At 36.7% G+C, this 20,931-nt stretch carries 17 protein-coding genes; 4 read left to right on the top strand and 13 right to left on the bottom strand.

Translation table 11 applies throughout. The features are described from left to right. Positions 1-3: 3 nt before the first annotated feature. The 4 genes from gyrB (at position 4) to ACFOW1_RS10690 (ending at position 3,701) form a co-directional block, all read left to right on the top strand. Positions 4-1,971, top strand: a complete 1,968-nt coding sequence (gene gyrB / locus ACFOW1_RS10705) for a DNA topoisomerase (ATP-hydrolyzing) subunit B (RefSeq protein WP_379014186.1) — start codon at positions 4-6, stop codon at positions 1,969-1,971. A gap of 293 nt (positions 1,972-2,264) precedes the next feature. Continuing rightward, positions 2,265-2,423 carry a BlaI/MecI/CopY family transcriptional regulator gene (locus ACFOW1_RS10700; RefSeq protein WP_379014185.1) on the top strand — a complete coding sequence of 53 codons (159 nt, stop codon included), beginning with the start codon at positions 2,265-2,267 and terminating at the stop codon, positions 2,421-2,423. Between the two features lie 326 nt (positions 2,424-2,749). Further along, positions 2,750-3,340, top strand: coding sequence for a hypothetical protein (locus ACFOW1_RS10695; protein ID WP_379014184.1), 591 nt, complete (start codon positions 2,750-2,752; stop codon positions 3,338-3,340). Between the two features lie 154 nt (positions 3,341-3,494). After that, entirely contained in the window at positions 3,495-3,701 is a 207-nt protein-coding gene (locus ACFOW1_RS10690) for a hypothetical protein (RefSeq protein WP_379014183.1), read from the top strand. 73 nt (positions 3,702-3,774) lie between these two features. On the opposite strand, the gene ACFOW1_RS10685 is transcribed toward ACFOW1_RS10690, so the two are convergent. The 13 genes from ACFOW1_RS10685 to ACFOW1_RS10625 all read right to left on the bottom strand — a co-directional run bounded on the left by ACFOW1_RS10685 (position 3,775) and on the right by ACFOW1_RS10625 (position 20,915). Further along, complete coding sequence (locus tag ACFOW1_RS10685) at positions 3,775-4,140, bottom strand: DUF3471 domain-containing protein (RefSeq protein ID WP_379014181.1); 366 nt, start codon at positions 4,138-4,140, stop codon at positions 3,775-3,777. 67 nt (positions 4,141-4,207) lie between these two features. After that, entirely contained in the window at positions 4,208-5,131 is a 924-nt protein-coding gene (locus ACFOW1_RS10680) for a TIGR01777 family oxidoreductase (RefSeq protein ID WP_379014179.1), read from the bottom strand. Between the two features lie 164 nt (positions 5,132-5,295). Continuing rightward, positions 5,296-5,877, bottom strand: a complete 582-nt coding sequence (locus ACFOW1_RS10675) for a hypothetical protein (RefSeq protein WP_379014178.1) — start codon at positions 5,875-5,877, stop codon at positions 5,296-5,298. Between the two features lie 284 nt (positions 5,878-6,161). Next, positions 6,162-8,000 carry a cell division protein FtsZ gene (gene ftsZ / locus ACFOW1_RS10670; protein ID WP_379014176.1) on the bottom strand — a complete coding sequence of 613 codons (1,839 nt, stop codon included), beginning with the start codon at positions 7,998-8,000 and terminating at the stop codon, positions 6,162-6,164. Positions 8,001-8,116: 116 nt separating this feature from the next. Next, positions 8,117-9,496: a cell division protein FtsA gene (gene ftsA, locus ACFOW1_RS10665; protein ID WP_379014175.1), complete on the bottom strand. Its 1,380-nt coding sequence runs from the start codon at positions 9,494-9,496 to the stop codon at positions 8,117-8,119. 93 nt (positions 9,497-9,589) lie between these two features. Then, positions 9,590-10,621 (bottom strand): cell division protein FtsQ/DivIB, encoded by a 1,032-nt coding sequence (locus ACFOW1_RS10660; protein WP_379014174.1) that lies wholly within the window; start codon positions 10,619-10,621, stop codon positions 9,590-9,592. Then, positions 10,621-11,982, bottom strand: coding sequence for a UDP-N-acetylmuramate--L-alanine ligase (murC, locus tag ACFOW1_RS10655; protein WP_379014173.1), 1,362 nt, complete (start codon positions 11,980-11,982; stop codon positions 10,621-10,623). Before murC ends, ACFOW1_RS10660 begins: the two co-directional genes overlap by 1 nt. Positions 11,983-11,984: 2 nt before the next feature. Further along, the gene (gene murG / locus ACFOW1_RS10650; RefSeq protein WP_379014172.1) at positions 11,985-13,124 is read right to left on the bottom strand and encodes an undecaprenyldiphospho-muramoylpentapeptide beta-N-acetylglucosaminyltransferase; all 1,140 of its coding nucleotides are present in this window, start codon (positions 13,122-13,124) and stop codon (positions 11,985-11,987) included. Then, positions 13,125-14,447 carry an FtsW/RodA/SpoVE family cell cycle protein gene (locus tag ACFOW1_RS10645; protein WP_379014171.1) on the bottom strand — a complete coding sequence of 441 codons (1,323 nt, stop codon included), beginning with the start codon at positions 14,445-14,447 and terminating at the stop codon, positions 13,125-13,127. It lies immediately after the preceding gene. A gap of 70 nt (positions 14,448-14,517) precedes the next feature. After that, entirely contained in the window at positions 14,518-15,858 is a 1,341-nt protein-coding gene (gene murD / locus ACFOW1_RS10640; RefSeq protein ID WP_379014170.1) for a UDP-N-acetylmuramoyl-L-alanine--D-glutamate ligase, read from the bottom strand. Between the two features lie 91 nt (positions 15,859-15,949). Continuing rightward, a complete protein-coding gene (gene mraY / locus ACFOW1_RS10635) occupies positions 15,950-17,260 on the bottom strand; it encodes a phospho-N-acetylmuramoyl-pentapeptide-transferase (protein WP_379014168.1) in 1,311 nt (436 codons plus the stop codon). Positions 17,261-17,340: 80 nt separating this feature from the next. Next, on the bottom strand, positions 17,341-18,804 hold the full coding sequence (locus tag ACFOW1_RS10630; protein WP_379014167.1) for a UDP-N-acetylmuramoyl-L-alanyl-D-glutamate--2,6-diaminopimelate ligase: 1,464 nt from the start codon (positions 18,802-18,804) through the stop codon (positions 17,341-17,343). Then, a complete protein-coding gene (locus ACFOW1_RS10625) occupies positions 18,804-20,915 on the bottom strand; it encodes a penicillin-binding protein (protein WP_379014165.1) in 2,112 nt (703 codons plus the stop codon). The genes ACFOW1_RS10630 and ACFOW1_RS10625 overlap by 1 nt, the downstream gene beginning before the upstream one ends. Positions 20,916-20,931 lie beyond the last annotated feature (16 nt).

Below are 20,931 nucleotides of genomic sequence, written 5' to 3'. Positions count from 1 at the left end.
AATATGAGCGAAGAATTGAATCCTCAACAAGGCAGTTACGGTGCCGATAGTATACAGGTTTTAGAAGGTTTAGAAGCGGTGAGAAAAAGGCCAGCCATGTACATTGGTGATATTGGCGTAAAGGGCTTGCACCACTTGGTATATGAAGTGGTAGACAACTCGATAGATGAAGCGTTGGCGGGTTACTGTAAAAATATTTTTGTAACCATTCATGAAGATAATAGCATAAGTGTAAAAGACGATGGTCGAGGTATTCCTACGGCCATGCATACGAAAGAAAAACGGAGTGCACTAGAGGTAGTAATGACCGTGCTGCACGCTGGTGGTAAGTTTGATAAAGGTAGTTATAAAGTGAGTGGTGGTTTGCATGGTGTGGGTGTAAGTTGTGTAAACGCATTAAGTACGACGCTGCACGTAACGGTAGAGCGCGAAGGCAAAATGTTTGAGCAAGAATACCATTGTGGTATACCTGCCTACCCTGTGAGAGAAATAGGCACCAGTGATAGAACCGGCACTACTGTTAGGTTTTGGCCAGATGGTAGTATTTTTCAAGATTTGGTGTACAAAAAAGAAATTTTAGAAGGTCGCTTACGTGAATTGGGGTATTTAAATAAAAAAATTAGAATTACTTTAACCGACCTAAGAGAGAAAAATGAAGATGGCTCTGACTATACCATGGAATTTTATAGTGAAGGCGGTATTGTTGAGTTTGTAGAAATGCTAGATAGAACTGCCAATCGCCAGCCGTTATTAACCAATACATTATATGTAGAAGGTTATGATGAGCCAAGCAATGTAACGGTAGATGTGGCATTGACCTACAATAACGATTTCAAGGAGAATATTTACAGCTACGTTAATAATATTAACACCATTGAAGGCGGTACACACGTTACAGGTTTTAGACGTGCTTTAACCCGTGTATTTAAAAGCTATGGCGATAAAGAAGGTTTATTTGAAAAAGCCAAAGTAGAAATTGAAGGTGATGACTTTAGAGAAGGTTTAAGCGCTATTATCTCGGTAAAAGTACCTGAGCCACAGTTTGAAGGCCAAACCAAAACCAAGCTTGGTAATAGCGAAGTGAGTGGCGTGGTAGATAGTACCGTTAGCCGCGTATTACAAGCGTTTTTAGAGGAAAATCCACGTGAGGCTAAGAATATCATCAGCAAAGTTGTTTTAGCCGCCCAGGCAAGAATGGCTGCTAAAAAAGCCCGTGACTTAGTACAACGTAAAACGGTATTAAGTGGTGGTGGCTTACCAGGTAAATTGGCCGATTGTAGTGAACGTAATCCTGAAAGATGTGAGCTCTACTTAGTGGAAGGTGATTCGGCAGGTGGCACAGCCAAGCAAGGTAGAGATAGAAGCTATCAAGCTATTTTGCCGCTACGTGGTAAAATATTGAACGTAGAAAAAGCCATGGAGCATAAAATTTATGAAAGTGAAGAAATTAGAAATATCTTCACTGCGATGGGTGTAACGATTGGCACACCTGAAGATCCTAAAGCCTTAAATACCACCAAACTGCGTTATCATAAACTAATTATTATGACAGATGCGGATGTGGATGGTAGCCACATTGCAACCTTGATTTTAACCTTTATTTTCCGCTATATGAAGGCCTTGGTAGAACAAGGTAATGTGTATGTAGCACAGCCACCTTTATACTTGGTTAAAAAAGGTAAGGAACAAGAATATGCTTACAGTGAAGAGCAACGCAAGGCATTGGTAGAAAAATTAGGGCATGGTAATGATAATGCGGTAGGCATCCAACGCTATAAAGGTTTGGGTGAAATGAACGCGAGCCAACTTTGGGAAACAACCATGGATCCTGCACGTAGAACTTTAAAACGTGTAAGCATTGAAAGCGCCGCAGAAGCAGACCGTGTATTCAGTATGTTGATGGGCGACGAAGTAGGACCTAGAAGAAACTTTATTGAAACGCATGCAAAATATGCGAAGATTGACGTTTAGTATTCGAAAATGGTAACAATGAATAATGAAACCCCTCTTGAAACGTTAGACTTTCAAGGGGGTTTTTCATTAAAATAAGTACCGATAAATATTGGGGGGGGGGTAAATTTTTAAAAATATACCTAAGACATTAGGTATAATATAAGACAACTCACAGAATCAGAAGAACAAATAATGCAGGTTCTTTAGAAATTAGAGAAAGCATACCTAAAAGATATTATTGAAGAGATGCCAGCACCTAAGCCACACAATAATACAAAAACACGCTTCCCCAAATATTAATTGAGAAGGCATTGGCATTGCATGAAGTACATGGTAGAAATCATTACTATTTTCCAATCGTCTCAAAGGCAGATTATTCTAAAAATGGCATTGCCAACATTGTAGCAAATTATTTTGAAGGTTCTTTTACCAATGTGGTGTCTTTTATGGTAGACACCAAATCGCTATAACAAAAAGAGATAGATATATTATTACAACATCTGAAACAGTAACAAATGGAAAGCTATCTCTATTTGATAAAGTTTATGGTGTGTAGCATGGTATTGCTAGGCGAGACAGATGGGAAAAAAGTTTGACAGACCATCTAAAATATTATTAAAAAATATATGAATAGTTGAAATAACTATCCTCATTTAATGAATAAATAAAAATACAACCCTCTAATAATTTTTTTATTACTATGATAATCTACCACCCTTATAATTTAACTGTATTAAAAGTAATTTTACAATAAACACTTAGTATTATTGCTGATTATTACCAAAATAGTTACGGTATGAAAAAAATAACGCTTGCTTGTTTTTTATGCTTAGGTGTAGTAGTGGTAGTGGCGCAGCAAAGTAACAGAAAATGGCAATTTTCAGTAGGTGCTTCTGCATCTTTGCCAAGTGGAAAATTTAGCAATTATTACAATACAGGTTATGGTGGCGAAGCTGAAATTAGTTATTTATTTAATGAAAAATTTAGTTGGTATGTAACTAGTGGCTACTATGTTTTTACTGGCAAAAAAAATACATATAGCGTTAATTACGGTGGTATTCCTTTCAATTTTGATTATACATCTCCTAAAATTGGCTATATCCCAATTCTTGGGGGACCACGTTATACTATTGGTAACTTCTCATTGGGTATAGCTGCTGGTGTGGGCATCTACAATTTTAAAAATGAAGGTAATACGTATAATGTTATTAGTGATACCACAGGAATCAGTTTTACCTATAGCCCGCAAATTGCTTATACAACAGGTAAATTTAAAATAGCCGCATCATATACATCTTCAACTGTAAAATTAGATGCGCAATTTTCAAGTTATGTAGATTTAAAAAATGCTGCTTTTATTGGTATAAAGCTTTTTTACCAATTTTAGCTAAACATAAAATTTAGTCACATTGTATGATATAAAAATGTGGATTAGTTTTTAGACACATTTTTGCCATATTCTCAAATAAACCTGTAGTTTGTGCTACTAATTTATTCACTAACCAATGCCTACACGTTACAGGCGTTAAAATTGAAACAAAATGGATACAAGTAAAATGATTAAAGCATATTGCTTAAAGACTAAAGAAAAAAATGTACCAATGCAAGATGCTGTTATTACCAGAACTGCAAAAGGTGGTTATATGGCTGGTGGTCATGATGGTAAAGGCAACAAAATGGCAGCTATTTTAGGCGAAGCAAAAGCCCTACAAGCTATAGCAGATGGTGTTGCTAAAAAAGGTTTTTAATTACAAGCATATTTACAATAAAAAAGCTATCCTTTTGGATAGCTTTTTTATTGTATTAATCTCAATTAGCGTGTTATCTTATTATATGATTTGTTGCTATCACAATACCATTTTCTTTGGTACCTTCTAGTTGGTAACCCATGGCATTAATACTAATACCAACTATCTTCTTATTGGTATCTCTTTTAAACATGGCCTTACCTTGAAAAGCGACTATTACATACACATCCTCACTTTCTTTATCTAAGGCTGAAGAACCTGCTGAAGAACTCATTACCAAGGCACCGTTCTCTAATGTTACGGTTACATCTGGTACTACGCTACCTGCTGGAAACACGTACTTACCTACATATTGTGCTAATGTGGTGTCTTGCTGTTGTGCAAGGCTAGTTACAGCAAAGCCCAATACAAGCATTACTAATAGCATTAATTTTTTCATAGCTGTTATTGTTTTATTTGAATGAAGATAATATTGGAATGCTTTGTTCAAAATTAATTTACAATTACTATTTTAAGTTTTCTAAAGCCGCTTCTATTGTTGCAAAATCATACTTAAACCCAGTTGATAACAGCTTTTTATTACTAACGTTAGTACTTTTAAGCACTTCAATACTCATTTCACCAAGCATTACTTTAAGCACAAATGCTGGAATATACAATGGTATAAATAAGCTTTTCTTCAGCATTTTAGCAAGGGTTATTGTTAATTCCTTATTAGTTACAGGTTTGCTTGCCACCGCATTGTAGGCGCCCTGCATTTGGGGCTGTTCTATGGCATACACAAATAGTTTGCATAGGTCTTCAACATGTATCCAACTAATCATTTGCTTACCGTTACCTAGTATGCCCGCAATACCAAACTGCAATGGCTTTTTAAATTCTACTAGTGCACCGCCTGTATTACTAAGTACAATACCTATACGCAGTTTTACTAAACGTTTACCTAGTTGTATTACTGGTGCTATACTTTTTTCCCAAAGTCTGCAGGTTTCACCCAAAAACTCAGTATCAGCAGGCGCATCTTCTGTAAAGCCATTAATCAAGCTTTCAGCAGTATCGGCACCATACCAGCCGATTGCCGATGCACTTACCACCGTTTGAACTTTATTAGGCAATTTTGCCAAAGCCGTTACCAACGTAGCACTGCTTTTAGTACGACTATCTACAATCTCTTGCTTTCGTTCAGTTGTCCAGCGTTTATCTGCCACACCAGCACCAGCCAAGTGGATAATATGGTCAGCTTTTGCCAATGCTTCCGCATCTATTTCCTGCGTATCAATATTCCATTGCGCATGGCTCACCTTAGCATGAGGGCGCATTTTACTAGGCCCGCGGCTCACAATAATTACATCGTAACCCTTCACCACCAACAATTCCATTAAATGTTGCCCCACCATACCAGTACCGCCTGTTATTAACACCGTTGCCATTACTATCAGTTTTGTTATATCAACAAAGATGCACAGGGATAGTTGTACCAGCAACAAAATGGGAGTTGCAATATTTTATTAGGATGTAAAGAAATACTAATTTTTAGCAACCCACAATTGATTATATAAACTAAAAACTAATATTCAAGCAACTATTAGAGAAGTTATTTTATAATTTTAATAGGTAATACATAATCCCCAGTAATTGGGATAATCACATTATTGGCGTTTTTAAAATTGCAAGAAAAGTTACCTGATACAGAATAGGTAATTGTTGTTGCGGCAGTGGTATCTACAATACTAATATTAGTTATTTTATGTACAATATTTGTGGGCTGTAAAATGGCAGTAGAATATAAATTATTAATACTATTGTCAGTTAACCCGATAATCAAATCTCCATTGCATTGATTAGCCTTCAATAAGTCGCCACCATCAAAAATTTTATAGCTACCAGTTTTTGTATTTTTAAAATCAATATTATTTGTAAAGTGCTTAAAATAACAATCTAAAAAATAAGCATCTACGTCTATTTGCCCAGCATTTGTTACCTCAAAGCTCTTATTAGCTACACAGCCCGCCTCATTCGACAAACCAAAACGTGCAACAGAGTTGGTAGTAAAATTTACTTTGTTAATACTAACATTCAAATGGTAAGGATAAGCAGCCGTTGTATCAGTTGCTTTTTTGCATCCTTGTAATAATATAGAAACCAGAAGCGCGTAGATTAAGTATTTCTTTTCCATAGGGTCAAATATTGAAAAACTCTCTAAAAATAAGGTAAACCTACATTTACTCAATAAACTAACCTGAAATATTTATTTTCAAATTTATTCCTCAGCACCTTTGCTACAATATAGCTTTTGTTGCGTCGCACAGTTGTACGTTCTGCACTTTTTGGAGCTTTATTGTAGCGTAGGTATTTTGATATCAATTGCAACAAATCATCATAAAAAATCCCGAAACAAACGCTTCGGGATTTTTTAAATACTGTATGCTTTACTAGTAACAAGCAACTTGCAACCAGTAACTAGTCTGGTCTTTTACCATCTAAAAAGGTATTGATGCTAGAAATATTGGTATTGTTATTCTCATCTTTACCTACCGTGTACTTGCTGTAAAAGTTTTCTGCGCTAGTAAATGCATTACCATATAAATCCATCTTCTGACGGATGTAGGCTGGAACAGTTTCAAAATCGCTATTCGCATCTGCACTGTTCATATTAAAGCTAAGGTTGCGTAGTTTTTGTATGCGCTCTTGTGCTCTTCTGCGTTGTTCTTCAGCTTCATCAAAGTCATCAAAACCACCCACACCGCCAGCAATGGCTTGTACTGGCGCTGCTGGTTTTTCGTGTAACTCAAATGGTGCTGGCACTTCCTCCTCCTCTTTCTCAAACTCAAACACTGGCCCTCTATAAGTAGGCGCAGGCGTTGGTGTTTCAGCGGGTGTTTCAGGCGCTTTTGTTTCTTCTTGTAACCAAGATTTGAATGGCTTTTGCTCGGCGTAAATATTGGCTGGTTTGTTTAAAATACTAGGATTACGCTCAGTCATCACAAACTGCAATGTTTCATCTATTATTGGGGCTTTAGGCGCTTCTTCTACAACTGGTTTTGGCGCTACAAAATCATCAGAAATAGTAGTACTTAATTCAAAGTGTAGCACTTCATTATCGTCATGGCTTTCTACCAATGTTTCTGTTGCTTCCATGGTGTATACAGTTGGCGCTTCTGCTACTTCATCTTGTAAGCGAGGTGCAAAAGGATCCACTTCTACAAAAGGAATGCTTGATTGTGGCAATGGTGCAGGCTGCGTTAGTTTTTTCTCTTCACCTTCTAAGCCCAAAGTCATTACAATTTTTTCAGGTTGTGGTGCTGCTGGTTTTGCTGGTTTGCTAAAAGGATTTTTAGCATCAAAGCCTGTAGCTACTAGGGTGATACCAATTTTTTTATCCAATGAGTTATCGTAACCCATACCTACAATTACATCCGCATCTTCCCCAGCTTGCATGCGCAAATAGCTATTAATCACTTCCAGTTCATCCATGGTACATTCATCATCACCTTCAGCACTATTAATATTGATAAGTATCCATTTAGCACCTTTAATATCGTTATCATTAAGCAATGGAGAAGACAAAGCTTCTTCAATGGCCCGTTGAGCGCGGTCTTCACCTTCTACTTCTGCTTTACCAAGTATTGCCACACCACCATTTTTCATTACGGTGCATACATCAGCAAAATCAACAATGATATGACCACGACTATTAATAATATCTGTAATACATTTAGCAGCGGTAGCCAAAACATTGTCTGCTTTACCAAACGCTTCCTTCATTTTAAGGTTGCCATATTGCATCCGTAGTTTATCGTTGCTAATAACTAGCAAAGTATCTACATGTGGTTTCAATTGCTTAATACCTTCTTCAGCTTGTGCTAATCGACGTGGGCCTTCAAAGCCAAAAGGCGTGGTAACAATACCAACAGTTAATATACCAAGCTCTTTACAAATTTGTGCAATAATAGGTGCACCACCAGTACCTGTACCGCCGCCCATACCTACAGTAATAAAGGCCATTTTGGTATTAACCTCAAGTATCTTTTTAATTTCTTCTAAGCTTTCTTCAGTCGCTTTTTTACCCACTTCTGGGTTAGCGCCAGCGCCTAAACCTTGTGTAAGGTATGGCCCTAGTTGTATTTTATTAGGTACTCTGCTTTGCTCTATCGCTTTAGCATCGGTATTACAAACAATAAAGTCTACGCCCTCTACGTCTTGATTAAACATAAAGTTTACGGCGTTGCTACCGCCACCACCTACACCAATTACTTTGATGATAGATGACTTTTGTTTAGGCAAATCAAATTGAATCATGTCTTCGGAATTACGGATTAGTAAAGTAAATATCTCTCTCGTTCTTTAAGGGTCTTGTTTGGTTGCTGGTCACTTGTTTCTTGTTACTGGTAACCTGAAACTTGTAACTAATAATTTTATTTTATCTTTTGGTCTTCTTCTTCTTTAAATAAGTCTATCAAATTATCTTTAAACTTATCCCAGAATTTTAGCTTTGTTCTTTCTTTTATCATTTCCTTTTCTGCTGGCAGTTCGACTTTTTCTTGTGGCGTTTCTACAGTAGCTTCGGTTTTTAACACCTTTGGTATTTCTACTCTTTTAAAGGTCTCGGTAAACTGTTTGTATTGATGCTCGTAATCGCTATAGCCTTTCAGTATTAAACCAATACAAGTTGCATACATTGGCTTCTTCAACTCATCAATGTGGTTTGGTGCTAAATGTTCGTTTGGCAAACCAATACGTGCATTTAAACCAGTTGTGTACTCCGTTAATTGAATTAAATGCTTCAATTGAGAGCCACCGCCTGTTAAAATAACACCACCATTTAAAGTGCGCTGGTCTAACCCAATTTGTTTTAAATGATAGCTTACAAAATCTAATATTTCACTCATGCGAGCTTGAATAATTTGTGCTAAGTTTTTAACACTAATTTCTTTTGCAGGCATCCCTTTTAAGCCAGGTATGGTTATAAATGCATTGGCTTTTGCTTCATCTGCCAAGGCGCTACCAAACTGAACTTTCATGGCTTCGGCTTGGCTTTTTAATACACCTAAACCCAATCGGATATCGTTGGTAATGTTTTCGCCACCAAAAGGTATAACGGCTGTATGCTTTAAAATACCTTCATAAAACACTGCAAGGTCACTTGTACCGCCACCAATATCTAAAATGGCAACACCTGCTTCCATATCAATATCGCTCATTACAGCACTAGCGCTAGCAAGTGGTTGCAATACCAAATCTTTAGTGGTTAAAGAACTTCTATTTACAGCGCGTCTAATATTTTTAATCGCATTTCTATCGCCAGTAATGATGTGAAAATTCGCCCCAACTTTTACACCGTTATAACCTACAGGATCTTTAATATTCTGAATATTATCTACATGAAACTCTTGTGGTATCACTTCAATAATTTCATCGCCAGCAGGAATAAAAGTTTTACGTTGATTGCTGATTAATTGCTCAATTTCAAAACGCTGAATTTCTGTTTCAGCATCTTGCCTTACCATATCGCCACGTGTTTGCAAGCTTTTTATATGATGCCCTGCAATACCTACATACACTTCCGTTATTTCTAATTCAGGATTACTATCATAACAGTTTTGCAATGCCTGATGAATCGCTTTAATCGTTTGGTCGATATTTAATACTTGACCATGTTGTACACCATTACTATTGGCACGTCCAAAGCCCAATATCTCTAATTTACCATACTCATTTTTGCGGCCAGCAATTGCTGCAATTTTGGTAGTTCCAATGTCCAATCCTACAATAATCGGTGCCTCGTTGTTAGTCATAAAATATCTTTATTTATTGTGTCAGCCTATTGTTCTTTATTGAGCTTCTGTTGCGTCGCACACTGCAGCGCTTTGTCCTTTTATCAACTTTTATCACCCACCAAACTTCTTCATTTCTGCTTTTGGTTTAGCCAAAGCAGGCTTCTTCACAATTGATAACGGATTTACGTTCTTTTTATTATTCTTAATTTTATTATCGGCTAACTTTTTTTTCTCATTTATGCTAACTATTTGCTTTTTAAGTTTTAACGAATCTATTTTTACTGTAGGGATGGGCATATTTCTTACTGAATCAGTAACCAAAGCATCCAAATTCATTTGCAACATCGCTTTCGCCTTTGCAGAATCAACTGCTATTTGCGCCGTACCTCTTTTTACTGCTACTACTTGGTTATTGAACTGTACGTCTAATTTTTCATAGGTATTAATGCCATTTTGCAACCACGCTTTTTTGTAAAAAGTATACAACCTATTAAACTTAGCTGCATAATCATCTGCTGTACCAAAAACAATGATTTGGTCACCAAGCGTTGGTATTATCTCAAATGTTGCTTGTGGTGTAATTGCTATCTGTGCTGTCTGCGCCATCCAAAAACTATCTGCTACTATGTATTTACCAAGTGCTACTACACTTTCAAGCAGTAAACTATCTGGTTTTGCCAGTACGGGTCTATCACTTGGAAAATTGGTAAACATCGGTACTCTTGCACTCAACTTTTCGCTTAGCGGTAGTCGTAAGCCATTACTATCTACATAAAACGAAGTACCTTCAGCAGTAAACACTCTTGCCACCGGCTGACGTTCTACAATTTTTACTTGCAGCACTTGTTTGTTATCAAAGAACAGTTCCGCTTTTTTTACCCAAGCAGTTCCTTCTAATGCCATTTCAATCGCTCTTAAATCTATCTTACTTGTTGCTTGGTTACTAACAATCGATTTACTATTGATAATAGCCAAGATATCGTTTTCATCAATAAACAAATGGTCTTCTACACCTGTAATTTCTACTTTAACGCCTACACAAGTTTTATGGTTTTTCTGTTGCATAGCAGCGCCAAACAATACGATTGTTCCAATGCCAGCTAGCAGCCATAATACTTGTACCAGTCGTTTTTTCCAGTTCATTAATCAGTTGTCAATATTTTTTTAACAGGTTGTAATAAGGTATCAATATCGCCTGCACCAGCCATTACCACAAGTTCTGGTTTATTTACTTGTATCCATTCTAGCATGGCTTCTTTAGCAAGCACTTGCTTATCAACCAATGTCATTTTATTCAAAATCAATTCACTTGTAACACCTGCCATTGGTAATTCTCTCGCAGGATAAATTGGTAATAATATCACCTCATCAGCCTTGCTTAAGCTTACAGCAAATTCATCAGCCAAATCGTTGGTTCTACTAAATAAATGCGGCTGAAAAACAAGTGTCAATTTTTTACCTGCAAACAAACTTCTCACACCACTTATCAATGCTTCTAGCTCTGTAGGATGATGCGCATAGTCATCAATCAATACATGCTTTTCAGTCTTCAACAAGTATTCAAACCTGCGCTTTACACCTTTAAAATCTGCTACAGCAGCTTTAATTTTTTCGTTGTCAATTTTCAAATACTTAGCTACACTAATGGCTACAATCGCATTTTCAATATTGTGTAGCCCACCCATGTGTAACACCACATTATCAACTTTCCAATATTGGTTCATAACATCAAATTGATAGCTACCATTTACCACTATTAAGTTGGAAACATGTACATCAGCAAGGCTATCATTCAAGCTATATGTACAATGGTCAGGTACTTCAAATTCACTTGCCCTAGCAAGCCCGTATTTTGTAATTAAGCAACCACCAGGTTTTACTTTTTGTGAAAACTGAATGAATGCGTTTTCTACTTCTTCAGCAGTACCATAAATATCCAAATGGTCTGCATCCATAGAGGTAATAATGGCTATATCTGGGCTCAATTTCAAAAAACTTCTATCATATTCATCCGCTTCCACCACCACCACATTATTCTCACTGCTCCAAAAATTGGTATTATAATTAGCAGCGATGCCACCTAAAAATGCATTACAACCATAGCCCGTATGCCTTAGAATATGCGCTATCATTGAGGTGGTAGTGGTTTTACCATGTGTACCAGCAATGCAGATATTAAAAGAACTCTCGCTTATCCATTGCAACACATCGCTACGTTTTACCACTGTATAGCCATTGGTTTGATAATACATTAGTTCTGCATGATTAGCAGGCATTGCAGGGGTGTACACTACTGCATCTACATCTTTAGGTATGCTATCCACATCTTCATGATAATGAATGGCAATACCGCTATCTTCTAAAGCTTTGGTTAATTGCGTTTGCGTTTTATCATAGCCACTAACCACTACATTTTTCGAATGAAAATATCTTGCCAAAGCACTCATGCCTATGCCACCGATGCCAATGAAATATATCTTCTGTATTTGATTGATACGGCTCATAATTAAATGCTTGATAAAATTTGTTGAGCAATTATTTCATCGGCATTTTTAATAGCCAATGCACTAATATTTTGTTGCAACACCTGCTGCGATAATTCATTGTTACTGAGTTCTAAGACAGTATTTATCAACGCTTCATTTACATCACTATCTTTAACGAGTAACCCAGCTTTTTTATTTACCAATGCCATTGCATTAGCCGTTTGATGGTCTTCTGAGGCAAATGGATAAGGCACAAATATGGAAGGTTTACCAGCTACACATAACTCTGTTACCGCCATTGCACCTGCCCTACTGATTACGATGTCTGCAGCTGCATAACCCATGTCCATTTGTGTAATAAAATCACTCACCCATACATTTGCTTTACCAATTGCTATTGCTTTGTAATGTGCCGCATTGGTTTTACCTGTTTGCCAAATCAATTGCAATCCTTGTTCTGCGAAGGTTTCTATATGATTAGCAATAGCATCGTTAATACTTTTAGCTCCTAAGCTTCCACCTACTACCAATACCGTTTTGATATTACTTTGTAAGCCAAAAAATGATAAAGCTTCAGCTTGTGTAACCTTGCTATGTGCAATACTTGCACGAACAGGATTACCCGTGACCACTATCTTTTCGGCAGGAAAAAATTGCCCCATACCATCCGTAGCCACAAAAATTTTCGTCGCTTTTTTGCCAAGAAGCATATTAGCTTTACCAGCAAATGAGTTACTCTCGTGAATAAAGGTTGGTATGCCTTTACTTTGAGCAACACGTAACACAGGAAAACTTGAATAGCCGCCCACACCAATAACAGCTGTAGGTTTAAACTGCTTGATAATGGCACGAACTTGAAAAAAGCTTTTAATTATTTTAGGTGGCAAGCCAATATTTTTAATTAAAGAACTTCTATTAAAGCCTGCAATGGTTAGTCCTTTGATGGGATAACCTGCCTGTGGTACTTTTTCCATTTCCATTTTACCTTTTGCACCTACAAATAAAATATCAGCATCTGGCTGCAATTGCTTGATCGCATTGGCAATAGCGATAGCAGGAAAAATATGCCCGCCGGTACCGCCGCCCGCAATAATGATACGCCTCCCCGCCCCTAAAGGAGTGCTGTGAGACTTCTTTATATTTTCATTTAGTACACTCATTTATACTTTATTTATTTCTTCCCCTTCGGGACTAGAGGTTGCCACTTGCGGCTGTAAATAATCTGTGTGTGGTACAGGCTCTTTACCTTCCATTATCTCCACATTTCTTGCTACACTTAATATAATACCAATGGCTGCACAGGTAAATAAAAAAGAACTGCCACCCATACTAACCAGCGGTAACGTAACCCCTGTAACTGGTACCAGATTTACATTTACTGCCATATTAGCAATTGCCTGAATAACTAAAGTAAAACTTAATGCCAGCGCTAAAAAAGCACCAAAAGCGTAAGGACATTTTTTAAAAACCCTGATGCCTCGAAATAAAAACACCAAGTAAATTAATATAATAAAAGCTGCCCCAAGTAAGCCGTATTCTTCTATAATAATTGAATAAATAAAATCGTTATAAGCTTGTGGTAAAAAGTTACGTTGACGACTATTGCCTGGTCCTAAACCCACCAAAATACCGCCATTGGCAATGGCAATTTTTGCCTGCTGCACCTGATAAGGTACTTCTTCATTTTTAGCGTACATAAAATCTTGTACACGCTTTACCCAAGTATCAAAACGTTTGAACAACTTATTATTTTCAGTCGTTGCTTCCGAAATTTGCTGTGTCTTTTGCTTACCACTGTGCGTAAGCATTGCTATACCGATAATTAATGCTACTGGAATAGCGGCTATACCAACCGTTAAGATAATATGCTTGGTACTTACACGACCAATAAACATCAACAACAAACAGGTAGCACCAGTTAATAAAGCATTAGATAAGTTTGCGGGCATAATTAAAGCGCAAATAATTGCAACTGGAATTACGACTGGCAAAAAGCCTTTTTTAAAATCTTTTATTACTTCTTGCTTTTTACTTAAGGTTCTAGATAGATACATAAACAAAGCCAACTTAGCAAAATCACTCGTTTGAAACGTCATATTGATAATAGGCAAACGTATCCATCTGCTACCCTTATTAATTTCTGTGCCAAAGAACAATGTGTAAAGTAATAGCGGTATTGCTATGAGAAAAAACATCCATGCTACTTTACTGTAAATGGTATAATTTACTCGGTGCATGAAATAAATTAATGCCAAGCCAATCATCATAAAAGCAACTTGCTTAAACAGATACACTTCATTGTTGCCTTTATTCATTTTATACGCCAAAGAACCAGTGGCACTATACACTACCAACACTGAAATCAAGGCTAATAAAATTACTATTCCCCAAATAAACTTATCGCCACGAGTACGTAAGGCCAGTTGGCTTCGCATTCCTTGTACAGAAGGCATTTGAGAAAATAATGTATCGTTAAAAGCCATTGTTAATTTATAATTTATAATTTGAAATTTGAGATGAACTATAAATCTCAAACCTCAAATCTCAAACTGTTTATAATTCCTTTACAGCGTCTTTAAACTGGTTACCTCTGTCTTCATAATTCTTAAACAAATCAAAACTTGCACAAGCAGGACTTAACAACACTGCGTCACCTTTTGTAGCAACTTTAAAACAAGCTTTCACACAGTCTTGTGCATTGTCTGTTTCAATAATTGATGGCACAATATTTTTAAAGGCAGCTATAATTTTTTTATTGTCTTTACCCAAGCACACAATTGCTTTTACCTTTTCCTTTACGAGGTCAGCAATAAGGCCATAATCATTGCCTTTATCTATACCACCCAATATTAAAATGGTAGGCTTGTTCATACTCTCAAGCGCAAACCAAGTACTGTTTACATTGGTAGCTTTACTATCGTTAATAAATGCTACACCACGTACCGATGCTACAAATTCATTACGATGTTCTAAACTTTGAAAATCGGCAACAGCTTCTCTAATTTTCTCTTTTCTTATACCAATTGTAGTTGCTGCAATGCCTGCTGCCATTGTGTTGTAATTGTTGTGCTTACCTTTTAAAGCGAAGTCATAGATGCTCATGCTTACGCGTTCTTCTTGTATACGTAGCATCATTTGATCGCCTTTAATGTAGCCGCCTTTTTTGATTTCGTGTTTCATTGAGAATGGTAGTGGGTTAGTATTAATAGTTAGTGTATTTAGTTTATTTTGTATTACTTCATCGTCATCGCAATAAATAAAGTAATCGTCTGCTGTTTGATTTTCTATGATTCTAAACTTGCTATTGATATAATTCTCAAACTTGTAATCATATCTATCCAAATGATCTTCTGTAATATTTAATAATATTGCCACATCTGGTTTAAATGTGTCTATATCGTCTAGCTGAAAAGAACTGATTTCTGCTACATAATAAGGCTTTGGATTCTCTGCCACTTGCTTGGCAAACGAATAACCAATATTGCCAACCAATGCTGCATCTAACCCTGCTTTTATACAGATATGATGCGTTAAAGCCGTTGTGGTGCTTTTACCATTACTGCCAGTAATTGCAATAATTGTTGCATCACCTTTAAACCTGTAAGCCAGTTCGATTTCGCTAATCACCTTAATGCCTTTGGCTCTAATCGCTTTCATCATATCATTCTTCTCAGGTATGCCAGGACTTTTTACAATTTCATCAGCACCTAATACTATATCAGCCGTGTGTTGTCCTTCTTCAAAGGCAATGCCATTGGCTACCAACTCTTGCTTATAAGCAGCTTTCAACAATCCGCCATCACTCAAAAACACATCGTAACCTTGCTGCTTGCCAAGCAATGCAGCACCAATACCGCTTTCGCCCCCGCCAAGTATTACTAATTTGTGTTTCATTTTTTCTTTGTTAACCAGCTTTTATATTTCTATTTTACTTCGTTCCGCCTTAGGCGGACACTTCAAGGCCTTATTCTTTCTTGAGCTTTGCTTACCTAATCTTAAGTGTTACAATGCTCGCTACTACAAGCAATACAGTAATAATCCAAAATCTGATAGAAATTTTATTCTCATGAAAACCTTTCTTTTGATAGTGATGGTGCAACGGGCTCATTAAGAAAACCCTTCTACCTTCACCATATTTTTTCTTTGTATATTTAAAGTAGCTTACTTGAATGATCACACTTAAATTCTCTACCAAAAACACACCACAGAAAATAGGTATCAACCATTCTTTACGTACTATAATAGAAAGCGAAGCGATAATGCCTCCAAGTGCTAGGCTACCCGTATCGCCCATGAAAACCTGCGCTGGATAAGCATTATACCATAAAAACCCTATACAAGCACCGACAAACGCACCTACAAAAATGGATAGTTCACCAAGGTTTGGGATATACATCACATTGAAGTAATCTGCAAAAATGTAGTTACCACTTACATATACAAATACCCCAATACCAATACCTATGATAGCACTAACACCTGCTGCCAAGCCATCTAGACCATCTGTTAAGTTAGCGCCGTTTGATACTGCCGTAATAATCAAAGTCACAATGATGATATAAACTGTCCAAGTATAATCTTCTGCACCTTTACCCATCCAAGTAATTAGTTTACTATAATTAAACTCGTGGTTTTTTATAAAAGGAATTGTTGTAATTGGTGTTTTTACTTTTACAAATCGTTTCTGTATTCCATTAATTTTTCTAATAATAATATTAGAATCTTTTGCTAATTTTTCCCCTCTTTGCAATTGTGCCTGTGGCGATGTAAACACTTCTCTTTCAACAGTTACAGCATTACTAAAATACAGCGTTGTGCCAATGATTATACCCAAACCCACCTGACCAATAATTTTAGAAATACCAGCTAATCCGTCACTATCTTTTTTCTTATATGTTTCACCTTTTGCTTTCGCAGCTTGCCTAGCACGTATTTTAAACAAATCGTCTAAAAAACCGATTACACCTAGCCAAACAGTACATAAAACCATTAATCGGATGTACACTTTATCTAGATTAGCAAACAACAAGGTTGGAATTAGAATGCTCAATAGAATAATAATTCCGCCCATGGTAGGCGTACCTTTCTTTTGTGCTTGTCCCTCTAAACCCAAGTCTCTAACACTTTCACCAATTTGCTTTTTTTGTAGCAATAAAATAATGCGTTTACCATATACCGTTGCTATGATTAAAGACAATAAAACAGCCATCGCAATGCGAAATGTTAAGAATTGAAATAGTCCTGCGCCAGGAATTTCAAAATGCTTATCTAGCCATGTAAATAAATGGTATAACATAATAATAGTTGTTAGTTGATTGTTGTTAGTTGACAGTAATACACTTCCATTCTGTTAACTAACATCTTATATCTATCATCTTATTTTTCAAGTAATTCAAACATCTCTCTCAACACTTGTTTATCATCAAAAGGATGTTTTATGCCATTAATATCTTGGTACTTCTCATGCCCTTTGCCTGCTATTAGAATAATATCTTCTCCTCTTGCCAAGCTCACAGCCGTTTTGATGGCTTCTCGCCTATCGCTTATTGTAAGCGATTTTCTTCTACCTGCGCTATCTAAACCTTGTTCCATGTCGGCTAAAATAGCAGCAGCATCTTCTGTTCTAGGATTATCGCTTGTTAAAATCACTTTGTCACTTAATGCACAAGCAGCTTGTGCCATTATTGGTCGCTTGGTTTTATCTCTATCGCCACCACAGCCAACTACTGTAATTATTTGTTCGTGCCCTTTTCTAAGTTTTTTAATCGTAACCAACACATTTTCCAATGCATCGGGTGTATGGGCATAATCAACAATGCCAATGATTAATTGCTTACTGATAACATAATCAAAACGCCCTTCTGCACCCGTGAGCATACTCAATGCAGTAAGTACTTCATATTTATCTTCACCTAAGCATACTGCCGCACCATATACTGCTAATAAGTTATAAGCATTAAACTCGCCAATTAATCTAAAATGCACTTCCATTTCATTAACGGTCATTTGCAAACCAGTTAATGCATTATCCAGTATTTTACCCTTAAAATCAGCCATCGTTTTAAGGCTGTAGAAATATTTTTTCGCATGGGTATTTTGTAACATCACTTCGCCACGCTTATCATCTGCATTGCTTATTGCAAAAGCATTTGAGGGCAAGTCATCAAAGAACTTTTTCTTCACCTTAATGTATTCATCAAAGGTTTTATGATAGTCTAAATGGTCGTGTGTGATATTACTAAATAAGCCCCCTGTAAAATGTAGGCCAGTAATACGATGCTGATGAATAGCATGGCTACTACACTCCATAAACACATGCGAACAACCTTCATCTACCATCTCACGCAACAAGGCATTTAAGCTGACCGCATCTGGCGTTGTATGTGTTGCTGGTATTACTTCATTTGCAATTTGATTTTGCACGGTACTTATCAACCCGCATTTATAACCTAGTTGTGTAAATAATTTAAAAAGTACCGTAGCTATAGTTGTTTTACCATTTGTACCCGTAACACCTACAAGCTTTGTATGCAATGATGGCTCGTTGTAAAAATTATTAGCCATAAAAGCCACCGCTTCATTACTATTTTTCACCTGTATATAGGTGATGCCGTCCACCAATTTGTCGGGCATTATTTCACAAACGATTGCGACCGCACCTAGGCTTACTGCTTTATCTATATAAGCATGACCATCGCTCTGTAAGCCCTTAATAGCAACAAATACTGAACCTGCAATTACTTTACGGCTATCAATAACAATAGCTGACACATGAATATTAGTAGCACCTTGCACTTGTAGCAAATGCACTTTGTATAATATATCTTGTAATGTTAGCATCAGTTAAGTTCTATATTTAAAATTTGTCCTTTTGCATATGACTGACCAGGCAGTATCGACTGTGTTAATACCCGCCCTTTTCCTTTAGCATTTACTTTCAAGCCAATATTTTCACACAACACCACTACATCTTTTAATCCCATACCTCTCAACTGAGGCATTGTTCTGACATCTACTGGCTTAGCTAGAAAACTAACAGCACCTTTATGTATGCGCACATCTAACCATTCATCTGTTGCACTATCAATCTCTTTCTGCCCACATTCTAATCGGCTCGCCAATTGCTTTAAATCTTGCCTAGAGCCGGTATAGTAAAAAGTAGCAGTACTATCTATCTTTTTATTAGTACTCATATAGTTTACTTGCCTTACATAATTTGTGTATAATCTATCAGCAATCTCTTTAAACACAGGCCCTGCAACCGTTGCGCCGTAATGTAATACAGCTTGAGGCTTATTTTTTATGACCACTACTATCGTATATTGTGGGTCATTTGCAGGGAAATAACCAGCAAACGATGTTTGATAAATTTGATCTGCATAGCCCCTATTACCATCAGCAACTAATGCAGTACCAGTTTTTCCAGCCACTTTGTATGTAGAATTTTTAAAGAGTTCCTTTGCGGTTCCACCTGCACACACTGCTTCTAAACATGTTTTCAAGTCTTGTATGGTAGCTTCACTACAAATCTTTTCAATCAACACTTTTGGCTCATTTACATTTACCACTTCGCCTTCTTCTTTCACAGCGCTTAATAAGTAAGGTTTCATCATTTTACCATTATTAGCAACTGCATTATAAAATGTAGCTGTTTGCAAAGGCGTTACCTCTATATTATACCCAAATGCCATCCAAGGCAATGAAATAGAACTCCAATTTCTAGTGCCTGGCTTAGGTATTACTGCGTTGCGTTCACCTGTAATATCAATACCTGTTAAAGTATCTAAATGCATTTCATGTAAATGTTGAATAAAACGCCTAGGATTATTACCATAACTAGCTAATGCCAGTTTTGCCATACCCACATTACTACTCAATGCAAATGCATCTTTTACCGTTACATCAAACTTGCCATGTTGCTCAGAATCAAAAACCGTTTGACCGTTAATTTGCCATGAACCACCATTCAAATTCACCACACTATTCAGTGTAATTTTTTTATCTTCAAGTAAACTCATCATAGTAGCCAACTTAAAAGTTGAGCCTGGCTCTGAAGGACTTATTGCATAATTATAATCTTCTGAATAAGTACCATCTTGCCTTCTACCCAAATTGGCAATCGCCTTTACTTTACCTGTTTTTGTTTCCATGACAATAGCGCAACCATGAACCGCCTCATTACCTACCATCATCTTCATTAAAGCATTTTCTGTAACTTCTTGTATAAATACATCCAACGTTGTTACAATATCTTTTCCGTTTTCTGGCTCTATTTGTTCATCATCAACAGGTATGCTTACACCCCCTGCTATATATCGCACCAAACGCCTACCCGTTGTACCTTTCAGTAATGTGTCATAGGTTTTTTCTAAGCCAATTTTTTGTGCATTTTCTCTATCTAAACCTATCGTTCTGTAAGCCAAAAGTTTATAAGGATTTAAACGAATCGTTTGCTCATCTACTATAAAACCACTTTTATTTTTACCCAAGCGGACCAAAGGAAACTGCTTCAAAGACTCGTATTGACGATAAGAAATTCCTTTTTGCAACAAGAAATATCTGTCACGATTTTTAAAACCTTGCTGCAACAAATGCTTATAATCACTTACAGATTTATCGTTAAATAAATTAGCCAAACAAAAAGATAAGCTATCTAAGTTTTCTCTAAAGCGTACACCACTTTTCTCCCTTAAACCATCAGCAGCAAAGTCTATGTAGATATTAAATTTGGGAACGCTAGTGCTTAACATTTGCCCATCTTCACTATAAATCGTGCCTCTTTCTGCATCTACTTCTTCAATTTTTTGGTGCAAACTATCGCTCATGCTACGCCAGCTTGCACCTTGTACCTGTTGTATGTAAAATGCTTTTGCAAAAACGGCAAGACAAATTATCACCATTACGATGTAGCTTAAATACACCCGCCATAGTATGTCTTTTTTTACGTCCATTTATAATAACAATTAA

Origin of the sequence: Parasediminibacterium paludis (assembly GCF_042651445.1) — a bacterium.
GTDB classification, from domain to species: Bacteria; Bacteroidota; Bacteroidia; order Chitinophagales; family Chitinophagaceae; genus Parasediminibacterium; species Parasediminibacterium paludis.
The sequence above is the reverse complement of the archived record's forward strand: the minus strand, read 5'-3'. Positions and strand labels throughout refer to the sequence as shown.

What these genes read in the sequence shown, in the direction of transcription:
- gyrB (WP_379014186.1), top strand. Translation starts at nt 4, where the DNA reads ATGAGCGAAGAATTGAATCCTCAACAAGGCAGTTACGGTGCCGATAGT.
- ACFOW1_RS10695 (WP_379014184.1), top strand. Translation starts at nt 2,750, where the DNA reads ATGAAAAAAATAACGCTTGCTTGTTTTTTATGCTTAGGTGTAGTAGTG.
- ACFOW1_RS10690 (WP_379014183.1), top strand. Translation starts at nt 3,495, where the DNA reads ATGGATACAAGTAAAATGATTAAAGCATATTGCTTAAAGACTAAAGAA.
- ACFOW1_RS10685 (WP_379014181.1), bottom strand. Translation starts at nt 4,140, where the DNA reads ATGAAAAAATTAATGCTATTAGTAATGCTTGTATTGGGCTTTGCTGTA.
- ACFOW1_RS10680 (WP_379014179.1), bottom strand. Translation starts at nt 5,131, where the DNA reads ATGGCAACGGTGTTAATAACAGGCGGTACTGGTATGGTGGGGCAACAT.
- ACFOW1_RS10675 (WP_379014178.1), bottom strand. Translation starts at nt 5,877, where the DNA reads ATGGAAAAGAAATACTTAATCTACGCGCTTCTGGTTTCTATATTATTA.
- ftsZ (WP_379014176.1), bottom strand. Translation starts at nt 8,000, where the DNA reads ATGATTCAATTTGATTTGCCTAAACAAAAGTCATCTATCATCAAAGTA.
- ftsA (WP_379014175.1), bottom strand. Translation starts at nt 9,496, where the DNA reads ATGACTAACAACGAGGCACCGATTATTGTAGGATTGGACATTGGAACT.
- ACFOW1_RS10660 (WP_379014174.1), bottom strand. Translation starts at nt 10,621, where the DNA reads ATGAACTGGAAAAAACGACTGGTACAAGTATTATGGCTGCTAGCTGGC.
- murC (WP_379014173.1), bottom strand. Translation starts at nt 11,982, where the DNA reads ATGAGCCGTATCAATCAAATACAGAAGATATATTTCATTGGCATCGGT.
- murG (WP_379014172.1), bottom strand. Translation starts at nt 13,124, where the DNA reads ATGAGTGTACTAAATGAAAATATAAAGAAGTCTCACAGCACTCCTTTA.
- ACFOW1_RS10645 (WP_379014171.1), bottom strand. Translation starts at nt 14,447, where the DNA reads ATGGCTTTTAACGATACATTATTTTCTCAAATGCCTTCTGTACAAGGA.
- murD (WP_379014170.1), bottom strand. Translation starts at nt 15,858, where the DNA reads ATGAAACACAAATTAGTAATACTTGGCGGGGGCGAAAGCGGTATTGGT.
- mraY (WP_379014168.1), bottom strand. Translation starts at nt 17,260, where the DNA reads ATGTTATACCATTTATTTACATGGCTAGATAAGCATTTTGAAATTCCT.
- ACFOW1_RS10630 (WP_379014167.1), bottom strand. Translation starts at nt 18,804, where the DNA reads ATGCTAACATTACAAGATATATTATACAAAGTGCATTTGCTACAAGTG.
- ACFOW1_RS10625 (WP_379014165.1), bottom strand. Translation starts at nt 20,915, where the DNA reads ATGGACGTAAAAAAAGACATACTATGGCGGGTGTATTTAAGCTACATC.